10 protein-coding genes are annotated in these 18,551 nt (G+C 37.3%); all 10 read right to left on the reverse strand.

Annotation, left to right across the window (positions count from 1 at the left end):
• Positions 1-20: 20 nt before the first annotated feature.
• The 10 genes from MHH42_RS31615 to MHH42_RS31660 all read right to left on the reverse strand — a co-directional run bounded on the left by MHH42_RS31615 (position 21) and on the right by MHH42_RS31660 (position 18,545).
• Positions 21-7,532, reverse strand: a complete 7,512-nt coding sequence (locus MHH42_RS31615) for a phage tail tape measure protein (protein ID WP_340895661.1) — start codon at positions 7,530-7,532, stop codon at positions 21-23.
• 49 nt (positions 7,533-7,581) lie between these two features.
• Entirely contained in the window at positions 7,582-8,610 is a 1,029-nt protein-coding gene (locus MHH42_RS31620; RefSeq protein WP_340895663.1) for a site-specific integrase, read from the reverse strand.
• 44 nt (positions 8,611-8,654) lie between these two features.
• Entirely contained in the window at positions 8,655-9,158 is a 504-nt protein-coding gene (locus tag MHH42_RS31625) for a hypothetical protein (protein WP_098126429.1), read from the reverse strand.
• Positions 9,145-9,789: a hypothetical protein gene (locus tag MHH42_RS31630; RefSeq protein ID WP_340895665.1), complete on the reverse strand. Its 645-nt coding sequence runs from the start codon at positions 9,787-9,789 to the stop codon at positions 9,145-9,147. Before MHH42_RS31630 ends, MHH42_RS31625 begins: the two co-directional genes overlap by 14 nt.
• A 238-nt stretch (positions 9,790-10,027) precedes the next feature.
• Positions 10,028-10,492, reverse strand: a complete 465-nt coding sequence (locus MHH42_RS31635; RefSeq protein ID WP_340895666.1) for a phage holin family protein — start codon at positions 10,490-10,492, stop codon at positions 10,028-10,030.
• Positions 10,493-10,575: 83 nt separating this feature from the next.
• A complete protein-coding gene (locus MHH42_RS31640; protein WP_179871717.1) occupies positions 10,576-10,743 on the reverse strand; it encodes a hypothetical protein in 168 nt (55 codons plus the stop codon).
• On the reverse strand, positions 10,724-11,284 hold the full coding sequence (locus MHH42_RS31645; protein ID WP_340895670.1) for a DUF4376 domain-containing protein: 561 nt from the start codon (positions 11,282-11,284) through the stop codon (positions 10,724-10,726). The genes MHH42_RS31640 and MHH42_RS31645 overlap by 20 nt, the downstream gene beginning before the upstream one ends.
• A gap of 14 nt (positions 11,285-11,298) precedes the next feature.
• Entirely contained in the window at positions 11,299-16,596 is a 5,298-nt protein-coding gene (locus tag MHH42_RS31650; protein ID WP_340895673.1) for a tail fiber domain-containing protein, read from the reverse strand.
• A gap of 346 nt (positions 16,597-16,942) precedes the next feature.
• Entirely contained in the window at positions 16,943-17,701 is a 759-nt protein-coding gene (locus MHH42_RS31655; RefSeq protein ID WP_016084856.1) for a hypothetical protein, read from the reverse strand.
• Between the two features lie 88 nt (positions 17,702-17,789).
• Positions 17,790-18,545 carry an AMP-binding protein gene (locus MHH42_RS31660; RefSeq protein ID WP_340895675.1) on the reverse strand — a complete coding sequence of 252 codons (756 nt, stop codon included), beginning with the start codon at positions 18,543-18,545 and terminating at the stop codon, positions 17,790-17,792.
• Between the last annotated feature and the right edge of the window lie 6 nt (positions 18,546-18,551).

Raw genomic sequence — 18,551 nt, forward strand, 5'->3', positions numbered from 1 at the left:
TAAGCTCCCTTAAGCATCAATTATAGTTTATTCTTGCTCTTTTGTAAAGCGATTTGTGGAAGAGATAGAATCGCATCCTTAATTCCATCAGCAGTCTTAATGTTAGGGAATTCAATATTATCGATAGTGATTTGAGTTGGCGAACTCGCAACACTTCTAGATACTGCCTGTGCATTAAACGTATTTGGTAATCGAGACAGCAATGCATCCGCGAACACCTTTCCTAGCTCACTGCTGATTTCAGTGAATGTCTTTTTCAATTCCTTGTTAAAGTCATTAGAAATAGGCTTCATAATGTCTTCTACTGGCAATTTAGATAACACATCTTCGTTACCTTTGATGTATTTAGAATACGCATCAACTAACTCTTTTACGTAATCTGATTGGATTTGTGGGAAGTCTCCCAAGATAGATTCGAATGCATCGCCAAGTTCTTTAATTGCATTTTCAAACTCTTTAACAGTTTCGTAATCTCCGTCTTTAGCATTAGAAAGAATCTTATCTAATTGGCTCAAGTAATCCTCTCTCGCCTTTTCTTCCATTTTCTGAAGTTCTAGTTTGGCTTTTTCAAGGTCTTCTTTCGCTTTATCAAGTTCCTTTTGGTCGGCTTCATAAACCCAATCCCATTGACCAAATTCGTTCTGCTTTAATGTCTGAACTTTCTTCTCTTGGTTAAGATTATTAATCTTATTCTGAAGCTCGACGATATCAAGCTGTTTATTTAGATAGTCCATTTCGAACTTGCTTAGTTTCTCTTGTTTATCAAGAAGAGCTAGTTTATCCTCGTTAATAGAAGTTCCAAGGTCAGCCATTCTCTTATACATTTTCTCTAATGCAATTTCTCGTTCTAATCCTTCTATCCACAGCTCTTGATGTTGTTTCCAAGCTTTCTGGGTCTTCCCTCCGAACAACTCTTTCTCCATCTTGTTAGTGATATTATTGAATGAGTTATCCATAATATTCTTGTTAATCTGAAGCAGTTCTTTATTACTATCGTTAAGTTGCTTATTGTATTGCTCAACTTGTGCATTGATTAGATTCCACTCGAAACTTCCTTTCTCATACAGACCAAGCTGTTGATTTAAGTAGTTTAGGGACTTCTTAATTTCAGCATTCTTATTTCGCTCCACGTTAAGCTGTTCACCTAGAATAGTACCCTTTGTTGTTGTATTATTCTTATCTAGTAAGTTAACAATGCTTGTGAGGTAATCCAGACTAGCAGATGCCTTATCGTACTCTTTAACAGCTTTACTAAGTAGGCTAAATTCAAATTCGAATCGCTTCTTAATAGAATCTTTAATGCTATTTTGAGCGCCTACATTATCCTTTTCATAAGTAGAAATTTGCTGTTTAATTTTTTCAACTTGGTCATCTGTTAAGCTTGTATCCTGTAACTGACGATTCAATTCTTCAATTGCCTCATTGTTACCTTGGATGTTCGCTCTCAGATACTTCTCTTGTAGCTTCATGCTGTCGATAATATATTTATTAGTTAGAGAGTCTTTTTCATCTGGATTTAGAGCTGAAGCGAGATTGTGTTCATATTCTTTTAGAAGTGCCGACTGCTCTTTCTGAACTTCTTTAATATACTTTGTAAGTTGTCCTGCTACAAAAGTACCATATCCTGCATCAATCTTATTGATATCACCCATATCTCCCAACACTGAAGATGACACTCTTGACATCGATAAGTCTTGACCGTTCTTGTAAGCATATTCTAAGCCTAAAAGCTGATTGTACATTTGTTTATTGATATCTAATATAGAATTAGCAACCCACTCTGTTCTCTCAACGTTTTTCTTAGCATATCCTTCTAACGCCTCTTGAACTTCTTTTTCAAGATTAATACGTTCTATAGCCATTTGCTGGAGTCTATTATCTCTAGATAGGTCAAGCTCAGTAATATTGGAACTGTATAAGTCTCCAACTCCAGTTCTGCTTAAAAGACCATCTTGTAAGTTCTTTACAACATTATCAATCTTAGTATTATTTTCATCGATTGCAGAATTGAATTTGTTCATATCTTCGGTGATACGACTAATTTCAATATCGTTCATCGCTTGACGATACTTTATAACAGCATCTGCCTGAGCCAGAATTGCAGAACTAACTTTCTGTAGCTGAGATTGAATTTGAGAGCCATTCTCCTTGAATTGTACTGACATAGTAGATAGGCGATTAAACTCATTAATCAATTCAGACATGTTCTGCTTAGATTCATTTAAAGCTCTTGCATTAAGATGTAAGGCAAGTTCCTTATCCTGCGAGCCAACGAAACCAAGTTTTCTAGAAGTTATAGCATCTGAATTCGTTACTTTCGTAAGAATTGCATCTACCCTCTTCATTGTAGGCTCAAGTTTTTTTAGCTCTTCTGTAATTTTAGCTTTCTCGATAGTATCATCAAGACCTTTGACGTTAGAATTTAAGTTAGCAATGGTATCCTGTAACCCACCTATTTCGGTATAAAGGGATTTCCATCTATTTAGCAATTCCTCTGCTTTTTGGGCAGATTCTCCTTTAAGGTCTTTAGCATGATACAGATTGTTAATGTTATTGGTATCTGTATCTACCCAAAATCCATAATCACTAAGTTTGTTAAGGACTTCATCCAACTCTTTATCTTTGTAGTAAGACAAAATTTCATTATGAGACACTTGTTTTTTCAAAAGAGCTTGCTGTTGTTTGTAGAGCGGGATAAGCTTCGACTGGTCGTCCTTCGCTTCATTGATGGCGATAGTAAGGTTTTTTAGCTCTTTTTCAATGCTCGCACCTCTATACATTTCTTGCCCCCAATAACGCCAAACAGACTCACTCACCGTAGCATTTTCATTTGAAGAGTTATAATCTCTATCCGAATTATACTTAGAAACACCAGATACACTTCTGCCAACGCCTTTTACTGGAACTCCATTGGCACTTATAGAAGAGCTTCGGCTAGAAGAAACATTCGCTACGCTTGAAGACTTACCTTGCTCTGGAGTAGCCGATACAGACGAGTCAACTTTTGCACCAGTTCCACTTCCTGCAACTTTGTCCAACCAACTCTTAGCCGATTTAGCCTTTTCAATCACCCAGTCCAGACCTTCAGCAACAACACTAGTTACAACCTTTGCAGGAATATCTTTGTATGCTCCATTCAAGTCTTTAACTTTACCTTCTGTATCTTTCGATGCTCGACCAGTTCCTTCAACTACACCTGTAACGTTTTCTTCTGCGCCTACACGTTCACCAATAGCATTGATAGCTTCTTTGGCAGTGTCGATTGTTGTACCTTTTTCTTTTAGCTTAGCATCAATATTATTTCCAATTTCTTTTTGCAATGCTTTGTCAGCCGCAATTTTCTCTGGTGCTACACCTGCATACTGTTGAAGCTCTCCACTAAGAAGGTTCATTTCTTCAGCAGACAGTTTGTGACCCTCAGCAACTTTCTTCTGAACGCCTGCCAATTTATCAGAAGAATCTCTCATCTCTCTATATTTGGCAATCATAGCAGGGTAGATAACCTTAACTTCATCTGCAGTTAAGTTTGAGGCTTTCATATTTTTACCCTGTTTTAATAGAGCCTCTGCAGACGCATTGATAGAATGCTGTGCAGTATCATGCTCTTTACCTGCACTGTTGATTTTTTTACCCAATCCATCATATTCAGATTGTAGAGTTTTAAGAGTCGCTTGTAAACGAGTACGTTGAGCCTCATCTTCTGGTGTGTTACCAAGCTTCCGCATAGCGCCTTGGATTTCATCCATCTTGCCCTTTACTACGTCTTGCTCGCCTTTTAACTCTGCAATTGTTTGCTTAGACTTTTCAAGTTTATCCCAATCACCTGTTAATTGAGATGCAATTTCAACAGTAGATTTTTGAGCTAATTCATCTTTCTTTTTCTTTAACTCGTCTAACTTAGCTTGTATTTCTTCATAGCTATTTACTGTAAGCTTGATATCTATTCCAAGGTCTTGACCTTGCTTCTCTATCTCATCTTTAATCTTGACGAACTCATCCTGTTCTAGCCATGCTTGAGTACCTTCTTGATTAGGGTCTTTATCAACTTTCTTAGATTCGTCTATTTTCGCTTGCAACTTATCAAGGTTAGCTTGAGTCTTCTCAATCATTCCATTTATGATGAAGTTTGTTGATTCGAACTTCTTAACAGACTGTTCGTACTCTAAAGCCTGTTTTTCAGAACTCTTAAACAGATTGTCATAAGCCTTGCCCATATTATCAAACACAGGGACTCCAACGAAATCTAGTAATAGTAAAGCATCACCAACTAACGGAATCATACCGAGCAACTTGCCGATACCCTTACCTACAGCAGAAATCTTATTACTTGTTCCTTCTAGGACTGCGCCTGTATTGCTTAAACTTTGTGTAGCATTTCTCGCGCTATTATTTCTTTCAGCATTACCGTTGTTAGCGTTATTAGCATTATTATTTCCACTATTATTATTCCTGCCACCAGTAGTAGCATTTCTTGTCCCACCGTTATTGATGTCGATTGTAGAAATCCTTGCCTCTTGATTAAATCTCCGCTGTGCATTTGTTGCTTCGCCAATTTTTCCTGTAAGAGTTCCAAAGTAGTTACCTACTTGAGATAAATCTCTCATAATACCACTTGCACCAGTTTTCATAGCATCAGTTAACTGTCTCATTCCATTGCTCATAGCATGGATACCAACAGCAAATGCAGTGAATTTTAATGCTTCCATGAATTTTTCATTCGTTGCCACATCTGCAAGTTTTTGAAGTGCTACAGTTACTGCATCGACTAATCCTGTTAAGCCTGTAGAGTTTCCGATATTATTCATTAACTCCATCCAAGCGTTCTTAAGTTCTACCATTTTAAATTTAAGAGATGATGCTTGTTTCGCATGCTCTAAGTACGCAGAACCATTCGTACCTTTCCCAAACTGTTCGTTTGTTTCTCTTGAAACCTCTTCAACTCGCTCCCACTGGTCAATGATACCGCCAAGAATTTCGGCATGCTCTTTACCTGCTAGGTAGAATTTAGCAGTACCCTTCTGTTCTTGAGAAAGAGAACCCCACTTCTTAACTAGGTCTCCTAAGATTTCGTTACCTTCACGCATCTGACCATTAGAATCTTTAAAGTCTACCCCTATTTGTTTGAACCAAGCAAATTTCTTTTGGGTATCTGGAGTCAACTGAGAAGTGATATTTGTCATATTCATAGCAATCGTTTTAATACCTGTACCAATACGTTCTCCACCCTTACGAGTAGCTTCCTGCGCTCCTGTAATCATACCTGTTAAGTATCCGAAATCGATACCAGTATCTTTTGCAGTATTCGCAGAACGAACGTAAGCTTTACCGAGGTCATCCATTTCAATGGCGTGGTTATTGGCAGTTTCGTTCATTACGTTAATTACGTCATTCGTTTCAAGACCTTGCTTTCTAAATGCAAGCAAAGGAACTTCCATGTACTTAACCATGTCATCTGGTTTTAAGTTACCTACGAAAGAACCGATTAGTGATACCTTCGCCTTTTCTTGTGCTTTTATAAATGTTTCACCAGATGTTACCCAAGTTTCTACAGCCTTCATATAATCAGAAGCAGTTACACCGAGAGTAGAACCAACGTCAAACGCTGTATCTTTAAAGTTTTTTAAATCTTCTTCTGAAGCCTGTGCAACCTTAGATACACCGATAAATGCTTCATCAAGCTCTCTCATAGGTTCTAAGACAGCTCGGATACCTTGTTCAAAGTTCGCGTATGTAGAATAGAAATCGACAACGCCATGAGCATCGTTGCTCATTCTATCTTTCTCTCTAGCTTCTGAACGAAGACGATTTAATCTTTGCTGAGCAGTTTGAGCCTGTTCAATGGCGTGAATTTCTCTCATTCGTTCTTGAACTAGAGAGTTCTGGGCTGACAATGATGTCTTAATCGCGTCTGCCTTTGCTCTTTCGCCTGATAACGCTCTCTCAATTTCAGCTCTTTCTCTTGTTCCTGCAAAAGCTAAATCTCTACTTAGCTGATTAATATTTCTTACCACAGCTTCATATTCTTTAAGTTTAGAGGTGACCGCATCTTGTTCAGCTTTATGTTTGGCTGTAATTTGGCTACGTTCCATCTCCTGCTGATTAATCTTGCCTGCTTCAGTTAATTGCTTCTGCATTTCACGAGTAACAAGCTGAACACTTTCAAACATTTGTCTGTTTGCCTGTTGGTTTCGTTCGGCAAGTACAAGCTGTTCGCGCAATGCTCTTAATTGAGAATTTTCCGCAACACCTAGACCACCCATATTCTTTCTAGTGTCTAGTTCTGCAATCTTCATCTTTAAGCGATGCACATCTTGAAGGTCTGCTTTCATAACAGCTAGTGCTTCTTTTTGCTCTTGCTTAGTTTTTCTCTCTTCTTCAGTAAGTCTCTTAGCATCAGCTAATGCTTGCTTCTTAGCTTCCGCTTGTTGAACCTGTAGCATACCAATTGTTCTAAGATTGTCCATCTCATCTTTTTGAGAAGAGTTCATTTTCTCTTGAAGACTATGTTTTTCTTTAATCTTATTTTGAGCCTTTTCATAATGACCATACAGTTCTTGAAGAGAAGCTTTTTCTTTCTCTGTCGCATTAACCATTTGTACAGCAAGAGAGTTTTTCTTAGCCTCTAATTGAGCGACTTTTGATACAGCCTGCGCAATTTCATTATTAGCTTGTTTTTCTTGTTGCTTTAAAGCTAATATAGTTTTTGCCTCTAAAGCCAATTCTTGCTGACGCTTAAGCTCTTTTAGCGAGTTGTTATCAGTAGCATTCTGAGCATATCTCAATCTATACTCGTATTGAAGCATCTCCAATTGCTCTTTCTGAATTCCTCTTTCTCTTTCAAGGAGTTGGAAGTGCTTCCCTTGAGCATTTACTTGTTCCATTTCAATCTGATGGATTCTTCTAGTAACGCCCTCGATTTCTTTCATCGCTCGCATTTTATCTTCGACAACTTTAACGTCTTGCGTACCATCTGGCTTGTTAGTCGTTGTTTTAGATACACCAGAGCCAACATTCTCTGTTACAACCTTTGTTTTTAATGTTGTAACACTACCATCTTGATTTCTAACCTGTCGAGACAAGTTACTAATCTTCGTCCATTCCCCTGCTTGCTCTTTTAACGCCTGTGTTTCTCCCTTAGTCTTAGACTTGAGGCTATCCATGGCATCATTCATTCGTTTGGCATCGCTAAGAACTTCTTTTAGAGGAGCGTCTAAATCAATGCCTTTAACATCAATTTTTAATTCACGCTTCTTGGTTAACTCTTGGTCAAGTTGTTTTAATTCTCTGTGGAAAGTATTTATAGCCTTTAAAGCATCGCTAACATCTGCCTTTAATTTAATTTCAAAGGCATCCTCTTTTAACGCTGATTTAATTTTAGCTCTTGCACTTTTTAGGCTATTACCATCAATATCGATGTTAATCTTGCCTTCGAAACCATTTTTAACTTTTGCCCATTTCTGAGCTAATTGAGCCTGTAGTTCTCCAACCGTAGGGAATTCGACACCGACTTCAATTCCTATTTTATTCGCCACTAAGCTAACACCTTCCCTTCTTCGCAATACTTTTGTTTAAGGGAGGGTGTTATTCCTCCCTATTTTGTTTTCTAACCTGCTTTAGCTTATCACGAATCTCAGCCTTAGATTTAGGCTTAACGTAATGTTTTTGGGTCGTGGATACATCAGAGTGATTAAGGAATTCTTGAGCCAGTGTTAAATCGCCTGTCTCATCAACAATTCTATTTCCTGCTGTTTTACGAAGACAGTGAGGATGTAAGTCTGGCAATCCTAAGATTGTACCAATCTTTCTAACTCTCATATAGATTGAAGTCTGAGACATCTTTCTATATTCTCCATCTTTCTTGACAAGGAAAATTCCATCACATTCTAGATTGTCCATTGATTTACGTTTCTCTTTCCACTCTTCTAGCAACTTAGCAGAGCCTTCTTCAAAAGCAACCTCTACCCTCTTCCCACGCTTCTCTCTGATATCTAAGAACATCATATTCTCAGAATCTAGGCTAGACCACGTAAGCTTAGAGATAGCTCCGTTTCGATTTCCACTTTCAATCATAATGTGCCAGATTAATAGGTCTTGAATATCAAACTTTCTTCCCTTTTCTTTCTGGTAATCTTCATGAAGATGCTTTGTCACAATATCAATCTGCTCTTGAGTTAAGAAGTAGTGATTAATAAGTTTCTCATCGTTAGCACCTTTCATTCTATCTAGCTTTCTATCAAATGGGTGAGCCTCGATAATACCGCGCTTCATAGCCCATAAGTAGTAGCTAGATACAGCAGAAAGCTTTGTATTAATTACTTTCTTATTGTTCCCAAGCGTATCTTGACAGAAGCCAATGTACCCTTCCATAATATCTACAGCGTTTTCCATATATTCTTCATCATGAATGAAAATATTCTCCCATTCTTCTTCCAAATAAACAAGAAATTGATTGAAATAATTCTGGTAAACCTTGTATGTTGTTTCCTTTACATCTTTATTTTTGATAATGTTAGAACGAAGATATTTTTCATAAGCTTTAACACTCTTCTTATTAACCTTATCCAACTTATCTTTTGTAAAATAACGTTTATAAACTCTTTTCTGAGCCATCAATACACCTCTATTCTTGAGTAGTATGATAGCCTCCTAAATTCCTAAAATACCTTTACGTCCCATCCTTCTCTACGAAGAGCCATTGCTAACTCTTTAGGGATGTCAGCATCTAATTTATGATAAGATTTCTCCATATAATGAGCGCCATCTCTATCCCATAAAGAACCACTTGTACCTTCTTCAATCCACATTGGAATGTATTCACTAGTATCTTCTGTATACGAAACGTCAGCATGGGCGTTCCATCCAACTCCACCGAAAGCTCCATTTCTGTTGTAGGCATTGATTTTATCAGTATCCATGATAATTTCAAATGTAGCGAATTTAGTTCCAATCTTTAGATTGTCAATGGTTACACTGTTTAGTAGCTCGAATGTTCTATCATAAGCGTATTCACCTTTAGGCATATACGTATCATAAACATTCTTCTTTACATTCTCCTGCACAACCTTAATGCAGATGTTTGTAATCTGATTCTGTATAGTATCGATAATAGAACGTTTTAAATGAGCATGGAGAGCAGAGACGCTATCAAACTTCCGCACCGTCTGCTACCTCATGCTCTGTTTTCCCAGTTTTTAATTGAATTGTATCTGCTGTTTGAGTAATAGTTGATTCTGCATTTTTTAATTTTTCTTCTCTGCTCAATAATTCTGTTTTAGCGAGATTCTCAATGTCTTTTGTAGCCTGTTCAATCTTGTCTAAGTTTTCTTTTACCTTTGGATTATAATTAGCATGATTTAATAATGCTGAAGGGATAGAATTGATTAATTCTGATTGAGCCAAGATGCTATCCGCGCTTATGATTTCAGACTTCATATTTTCAGCATAAAGCTTATTAATCTCTGAGATAATTTGAGCTACTACATTTTGTGCAATCAACAGATGGACTGAAGGATTATCAATAGTCTTATTAATTTCCTCATCTGACATTCCACTAACATCAATATTCGTTAGTAATGGGAATACATCTTTCATCATTGTCATTCCATCGAAGATAATTTTGTCATTTTCTAAGCCCATTCCCTTTGCGTTCTGCAAATCGATGATTGCATTTGCGTCAACTAGAGTTGGTTCGTAAATTTCAATATTCCCTTGTGGAGCATTAACGTATTCACGAATTTTTCGAACACCCTCTTGAGCTACTTGAAGTGAATCTAATTTAATTTTTGTCATAATTGTGTATCCTCCTTGTTTGCAAATCTTTTGCTTAATTAAATAATATCAAAAAAGATGGCATGCGTCAACACATACCATCAAACTTTTCGATATTATGCAAATCTTTTGTTCAACCTAACAGCTTACAACGCTCACTGTAGTTTGCGCTTGGGTTTTCCCATATGTAATGAGGCAGGGTTACTGGTTTGTCGAACTACTACTACTAACCCTTATTCGTAATAAAACCGCTCTTTTATTAGTTCTTCTTTTCCGTCTCATCTATCGAATCAAATTTTCCATCTTTAAAAGTAGCGCGGTCTCCGCCTCTACCCTTAACCTGTGACAGTCTATCAACGAATCCTTGAGGGATTGGAACTCCTAAAGAAGCTAAGTTTTCGAGTACAGATACTCCCTCTACGAAGATATAGAACCATACAGCACCTGTTCTAAGTACTGGCGCAGTCTCTGGCATTAACCCATCAAAGAGTGTAGCTAACATAATTACAATGAAGTATCCAACTTTTGTTGAAAATCCTTCTCTCATTCTTTGGCTAGAGAAGTTTTTATCTCTCCATCCCTTTATCATACCTGTTACAATATCTATGATGACACAAGCAAAAATTACCTGTAATGGTTTATCCCATCCTCCAAGTAATGCTGTTAATCCTGTCATACCGCCTGCAAAAATAACAGATACCTCATTTAAGTTTTCGAACTTCAAATCATAACACCCTTCCGTTTTATAATAACCATCTCTTTATCTATTAATGGATATTAATGATTGCAGGGTCTCCTATATCTCGCTTAGTTCTTGCTATTCTTTAATTCTTCAATTTCTTGTTGCTGTGAAAAGATAACTGCGTCTTTAACAGCGTTGTCCCTAGTTAATTCTGCGACCTTACTACTTAAGTTATCAATTACTCTAGTAACATCAACATTCATATTCATATTGTTATTCAACTGTACCGTCACCTACTTTCTCTAATGTTACTTCTTTCTTCTCTTCTTTCTTTGGTAGTTCATCCCAAGTTACAGCAACAATTTCTGCATGAGTTTTAGCATCTGCAATCTTTTTCTTCCGTTCACTATACTTAAATAGTTGAGCTTTTTTATGCATAAATGCTTCTCTATATACTTGATTTAACCACTCTTCTCGTGGGTGTATAACGTAGTCAGCATCTTCTGTTAGCCAAGGTACTGTCTCAGTTTCTTTATCAAAGAAGATTAACTCATGAGCCTGCCCTATGAAGTTAATTTGGTCATCGCCTTTCATTCTATACGTGTGCCCATTCGTAGATTTGAATCCTGTTACAATAACCTCATCGCACTTCTCTGACAAAATAGCACTCTTCAACTTCTTATGATGATTTAAAATATACTCATCTGTAATACGTGAGAGAACCGCCCCCTCTTTTCTTGCCAGTGTTGTAATGAGTTGGTTCTTTTCTTCCATGGTCATTCTATCGAAACCAATGTCTACTAATTGTTTTTCAATTTGAGAATCGAATAACACTGTTAATCATCTCCTTATCTATTGTTTAATTTTTCTTTCAAGTATCTAACCTGTTCAGATAATTCTTGAATTGCTTTCCAAGCCAGTGAAGACATTGCATAGTTATCAACACCACGCCCGTCCTTACTTTGAATTTCTTTAGGCGCATATTCAGCAATGACACCAACATGCGTCTGAGGATTGTCGCTTTCTTCAACATCTGATTTGTATTTATACGTCACTATATTAGTTCCCATAACTACGTCCAACGCCGATTTTTCATAACTTTCAATATCTGTCTTCCAAATTAATGAAGAAGCCGTATTAAACGCTGAAGCATAAACAGGAACGAAGCCACTATCCCATTGGTTCTTAAATTCAAAGTAATTACCCCCACCCCAATATTTAAGGATACTTCTACCATTAAATTGAATAATAGGACTGTCTCCACCTTGAACGTACGTAGAAAGTCCTAAAGAACCGTTATAGAAGAACTTATGACCACCTGCATGTGAGTGATATTCATTTCCGGCTTGCGTACCTTTACCCATAGGAATAAGCATTCTTATACGACCATCAGCATCTTTCATAGACCATGTAGCATACTGAGTAGAGTATTTACCGCCTTGGAAGTTACCCCAACCATCAATGAAAATAGATTCTCGATTCTCAAACTGTATTGCAGGGTGATTTATGTCAACTTTATTCTTAACAAGAATACCGCCATTAGCCTCTAAACGTAGTCCGTAGCCAGTAGCAGTATTACCAGTAACATCATAGGAAATAGTTCCTGTCATGTTCGGAACCCAAAAACGTAGCTCAGTTGGTTCTAGTGCAACACTATATGAAGAACCTTGTTGCGCGTTAAACCTAGCGGGTTCAACATAAGCTTTCCTATCCCCAAACGGTGAACCACTTTCAGCCATTTCAAATACAGATATACCGCCATCTTTCATCTCAGCATAGTTTTGTTTCTTCGCTGTTGTATCCATTGCGCCATATGACTTGAGAGAATTGCCTTCTAATACTAATTTAATAGAAGAGTTTGAGGCATTAATACTTTCATATCTAATACCTTTAATCGTACCACCAGTGATTTGGTCTGCTGAGAACTTATAAGTTTTAAGATTATTGATAAATGCAGTGTTAGCAAATAGATTGTTAACATCAATTTGAACCGCTTTAACACTACCAGTCTCAATTTGAGCACCATTAATGGTTGTCTTATTTGGGAATATCCAAGGTTTAATAGTATTGTTTACCCCATTAGCTGTTCCTTGAGCGCTATCAGCTAATGATTTAGCTTTCTCATTGATTACCTTAACTAGCTGTGACTTCTTATCATAGTAATCATCAAATTGACCTCGGAAGGTAGCTCCAGTAACAGCAGAGGTTGTTGTCATATTCGTTAAAATACCGCCAGTACCATTAAGTACAGTATTTAGAGTGTTGTAAGCATTGACAAAGTTTGTCTTCTCTGCCCCTATGCCATATGTTGTAGCTAGGACTTCGTACTGAGGTTTCTCAGATGCCATAACAGCCCATTCCTTTTTAAGCTGAACCTTTTCTACAGGAGTAATTTTGCTATCGCTAGACATATCCGCAATAGAGTTCTGAGCTGATTGAGCTTTGCTTTCTGCGCTAGTACCAATACTTCTAGCTAGTTCGTTAATTTTTTTAATCAATTGCGACTGCTTGTCATAGTAATCATCAAAAGTATTTCTGAATGTCGCCCCATTGATATCGCTAGTAATACTTGCGTTAGAAATGATAGGCGATATTGCTGTATTCAAGGCATTATAAGCATTAATATAGTTGGTTTTCTCAGTAGTGACTCCATACGTATTAGCAAGGGCTTCATAGTTTGGCTTCTCAGCAGTGATTGTCGCCCATTCTTTCTTTAATTGTTGCTTTTCAATCGGAGTCGCTTTATTGTCGTTTGACATATCGGCAATTGCATTTTTGCTCGCTGTAGCTTTCTCATCAACGCCAGTAAATAGATTTTGAATATCTCCAGATGAAATCGTCCAATCCATTGGCTTATTACCTTTGTATAGAGCGACCCAATCTACCGTAGATGTAGTAGTATTGCTTGGATAGTTATAAAGACCTAATGACTTAGTATGTCCGCCTGCAGGCGTTACAGCCTTGAATGTTACATACGTCACGCCTTCAGAGTATTTTGTCGTTGCATAACCAACGTTACTAGAGCCACCATTCATCCAAATACCAAACTTTTGACCTGCAGGAACAGTTCCTTTAATTACAAAGGTATATTCTTGACCTGCGACCCAATTCTCGGTCAATGTGTACGTAGCTATCTGATACTCAGTAGTTGAATAATCTGCATGGGAATTTAATAGCAAGTTGTTACCACCAATAGACATATTGTCAATGGCGTTTTGACTATCTTGAGCCTTCTTGTTAACTTCAGACAGTAGCTTATCATAGTCTTCTGGAGCTAAAGTGAAATCAGTTTTTCTATTACCTTTTTCAAGTTGCATTCTCTTAATAAAGAAATCGACCCCAGACACAACTGCTGTCGTATAGAAGATAACTGTTCCATTCCCTGCTCCAGTCCCCTTGAATGTATGAGAATATTCTCTCCAAGTGGTGTCGACATCAACCGTTTTAACATCAATACTTTCAGCGCCAATATGAAGTTTATGACTTCCAGTACTTGCCTTCATCATTACGCTAACTGTATATTCTTGGTCTTTTTCAAATACTCTGGTAGCAGAAACACCGCCACCCAATCTTTGATATATGCCTGCTCTACCTGCACCGCTATTTGGAGTAAACTTGAAAGCTTTGTCTTCACCATCATCTACAACTGCTGTTTGAGCCACATTTGAATACCAATTAGTAGCTCCTTGTAGCAACCCTGCATTTAGGAATATGTTTCTGCCACCAAATGAAATATTATTAATCATCTCATCAATGTCCTCTTGAGCCAATGTAAAGTCTGTGACTACGTTGCCAAGTTCTCCTTTTACATTTCTGATTTTAAACGTAACAGGCGCGCCACTATTATTAACTAATCCAATGTTAGATTGGTCATATAGGTCAGTAGTTGAATTATCTTTGTTCTTCCAAGAAAACCAACATTTCGTCCATGTATTAGCCTTTAGGCTCTTGCTAGAAGTTTTTCTCATTGCAATATCATCATTATCATTCGTGGTAGATGTGCCAGTAACAGGGAAGTTATTTACATCAGCATTCCAATTGGCATCAATAGGAGAATAAATTTCAAAGCTGATTGTGAACCAACTTCCAATTGGGACTACAGATGTTTTATCAGTTATTCTTACACCTGCTCCCCATGAGCCACCTGCTCCACTATTTGCAGTTAAAGTCCAAGTATTCGTAGCTTCATCATATGATGAGGATGCTACATTGATAGGAGTTATTTGCTTCTTTCTAATGATGTTTTTCGCACCAAATTGCATTCCATCAATCTGATTCTTAGCATCAGCACCTGCATTAACTTTGCTTTGCATAGAAGGGTCTAAACTCTGGAATGTCACCGCACCAGTAATATCAAGATGTTTGCCAAGGATTTTAACGCCTTCCTCACTAGCATTAATAGAAGTTTTTACATTCCCCTTTTTAACAACGTTGACAGCAACCTCTTCAGCAGTTTGTTTAATTTGAGTTCCTTGAGATTCAACAGTTGTTTTCATGCCGTCTACCTCTTTTTTTACATCAGTAACAGTCTGTGAAATCCCCTTAGTAGTAACTTCAATTTCTGATTTTAGCTTAGTTGTAGATTCAGCAATTTTCCCATTTGCCTGTTCTATTGTGTATACTTTGTCGGCTTCAGCTTTAAGTGCAATACTTTCGTTTAATGAAGTAATAGATGTACTATGCTCTTCAATAGCTATCCCTTGCGCTGTAACAGACTTACTTAAATCAGTTACGGACTGCTTAATTTTCCCTGTATCCTGCTCTATCGCTGTTGTTTTCTTCCCTAAATTATCTAATCCAGTTACGGTAAGTGAAATTTCATCGTTCGCAACCTCAATTGCGCCTTCTGCAACTTCAACTCTTCCGCTTAGCTTATCAACCTTTTCATTGGATGCCTTTAGTCCAATGGATTTATCCATTTGCTCTATTTTTGTTTGTTGTGTAGAGTATTTACCATTTAACTCATCAAAGTCTTTTTTCTCTACCAAGTTAACTATCTTGCCCTCTATAATTTCAACGCTAGATTCCGTAGTTTCTAATCTATCAGAGTACTCATTAAACCTTTCCGTTTCCACCTTAGATTTAATAGCGTTGCTCAATACCTCCATAGAAGCTGATTGTGACTCCACTTTATTACCTAGCTCTGTCACTTCATTTTTTGTAGCCATAATCTTAATGCTCTCTTCTGTCTGTTTGAGGGATGTTTCAGCTTCCCTTAATCGAGCATCATTCTTGTCTCCAACGCCAATTACCGCTGTAAACTTATCGACCTGTGTAGATAATTTAACGCCTAGATTCATAACTGGCGCGCCTGTACGGTTTCCATGGAGAATGTCTACCGTATTCCACCCTGCGTTAAATCCAAGAGCAACTTTAGTTCCAACAGTACTCATGTGACCATTTTCGTATATCTTAGCTCCGTTCATGTAGATGGTCAAACTATCTTCATGAGTGACATTAAAATATACAGTTTTTCTATCTTTTAAATTTACATTAGTAAAATAATGGGTGATAATATTATCGCCTGTGAAGGCTACCATACTTGAAGCATCTGGAAATTCGTTTACTTCCTTTGCACTGAGACCTTTAATTAAAGCAAAAGATGGAGCTGTATTATCAAAATCAGTTCCTGTAACTTCATACTTTGAAGCAACCCACTTATTTAAGCCTAAGTCATGCTCATATGTAGTTCTATTTACCTTTTGTTCAAGCGCTCCATTAATATTTTCAACAGATACAGTTAAAGTATCAACGTCTTTCCCTACTTTTTGAAACTCTGTTAAGTCAGCCTTATCTCTTAGCTTACTTGTTACGTCTTTGTATTCTTTTTCATAGTCCTCAACGTTAACCTTACTGTTAATCTCTGACTCCATATCCGCAACTTTTCCTTTTAACTCATTCCCTACTGTTGATATGGCTTCGACTTCACTATTCAAAGTATTGATTAGGTCTTGTGCGGTTTTAATGAGTTCGGCTTGTTTGATTTGCTCATTTACTACGTCTGCCATCCCACCATCAATTAATGAATTAATTGCTGTTACTACATCAGTTTTTGCCAGTGTTTTAAGTTCAGATAAGTCTCCAACGTCTTTTACTGAAGCGTACTTCCATTCATCATTTTCTTTGTAACGAATATAGCGTGGCATCTTATAGCATTCCTCCTTTTCGATTTTGCGTGGACAGAAAGTCCCATATATTCATATATTTATTATAGCAGTCTAACAAAATACCTGCAATACTTTTGTTTAATAAAATTCAGATTTTATTAGGCTGATATAATACAAAAAAAATTGGGAAGACATAATGTTATGCCTTCCCAAAATTCTATTTACCTTCAACAATAGTTGACTCTTTTTCAGATACGGTTTTTACACCGCCAGAACTCTCTTCTCCGCTTGGAGTTTCAGAGCCAGATTCTACCTCTGACTCTGAAGGTTTCTCCTCCTCTGGTGGAGGGTTAGGAATTACAGGAGGAGAGACTGGCTCATCCTCTCATTCACCGATGATTTTGTAAGTAGCCATATTCTTGTCTTTATCTGGGAACAAGTCAAATGTTACTTCAAGCTTTGTAGGCTCTGTAGCAGACATTGTAATTGTAAAGTTAGATTGTGGACGAGCGTTTGGATACTCAATTTGTACGAACTCATCAGTTCCAGTTTCTTTTTCACGCATTAAAGCATCAGCAACAATGCGGTAAGCTTTAGGGAACTTATCTGCAGAGATTGAGATAGTTTTAGTCTGAGCATTCTTCGTTAGGTAGTAAACAGCGTAAGTGTCACCTACAACTGCGTCTGTAGCGAAAGTAATGTCAGAACCAGTAATAGTGAACTGACCTCCTGTTGGAGATGTAGAAACCTTGTTTAAAGGCTCATCGATATGCTCGATTAAATCTCCGCCAACTTTGATAACTGTTACAGAGTCAGCTACTGGAGTGCCTGCTAATGTAACTTTCTTGTTAGAAGTAACACGAACAACTTCGCGCTTAGCAATGTTTGCTTCACCCTTAACAATTTCTGAACCTGCTACCATAGCTAACCATTGTAGCTCGAATACTTCCATTTCAACTTTTAACGTACCTTGACGGTCAGCGTCCCAAGCGATAGAACGTACTCCTTTTGCGTTTGCGAATACACGCTCTGCCTGCCATTCGTTAGTAGCAACGTTAGCATAGTCAGAGAATACTGCAGGTTTACCTGTTGCTAATTCAAAAAGACTTAAATTAGCGCAATCTTTAATACCGTAAATAGCCACGAAACAACACCTCTTGTTTTCTTATAATTTTTTACACTTCTGCAAATCTTTTGCTTAAGTGATTATATGATAAAAGACATATAGTCTTTTACTTTCCGATTTTCAATGTTTCTGTCCAGTGTTTGATAGTATCTTTCATATCAAACTTTTGACTTAATTTGTAGCTCATATTAATGTTGAACGAATCCAATCCTACAACACTCTTATAAGCGTTCTGCAATTGATAGTAAGTCATCATATCAATCTGTGTGAGCGGTATAAATGTCGAACCGCCAAAAGCAGTAAAGTTTATAATATCTTGAAGATATATAGCTTCTCTTTCGGCTTTTCTTCTTCTACCCTTTTGGAGCTTATCCCAAATATCTTTTTGTCTAGGAGTCATATTTTTAGGAGGCTTTTCAACCTCAATGTCTTTACGCCCTACAACACTTTGAATAGCATTTCGAACTGTATTAAACTCAGCCTCATCAATTAGATAAGAATTGTTAATAACTATCTTCATTCTATTCTCTAATATTTGGACATCGTCAGTCTTAAAGAAGAATTGAAGACTTTCTTTAAGTACGCCCAAAGCGCTCTTCCCATCAAAAATACCATCTAGAAATCCACCATCTTCAGTTTTAGCAAAGAATAACTGAAATACAGTAAACTTCTCTATTAACTCTTCTTCATTCTCAACACCACTAAATATAGCATCTAGAGTCAAAGTGTAAGGCATAATATATTCACTAAAACCTCTTTCTCCAATATCAACGACATCTCGGATTAACGGTTGATGAACAAATATATTATGCTCTTCACTTACAGAGATAGGTCTTCCCATCAATAACTTTAACTTATCCATACTGTC

The sequence above is a fragment of the Bacillus sp. FSL L8-0099 genome (assembly GCF_038006385.1).
Taxonomy (GTDB): Bacteria; Bacillota; Bacilli; order Bacillales; family Bacillaceae_G; genus Bacillus_A; species Bacillus_A toyonensis.

Coding starts and splice junctions, on each gene's coding strand:
- MHH42_RS31620 (WP_340895663.1), bottom strand. CDS start 8,610: ATGGCTCAGAAAAGAGTTTATAAACGTTATTTTACAAAAGATAAGTTG.
- MHH42_RS31630 (WP_340895665.1), bottom strand. CDS start 9,789: ATGACAAAAATTAAATTAGATTCACTTCAAGTAGCTCAAGAGGGTGTT.
- MHH42_RS31650 (WP_340895673.1), bottom strand. CDS start 16,596: ATGCCACGCTATATTCGTTACAAAGAAAATGATGAATGGAAGTACGCT.
- MHH42_RS31660 (WP_340895675.1), bottom strand. CDS start 18,545: ATGGATAAGTTAAAGTTATTGATGGGAAGACCTATCTCTGTAAGTGAA.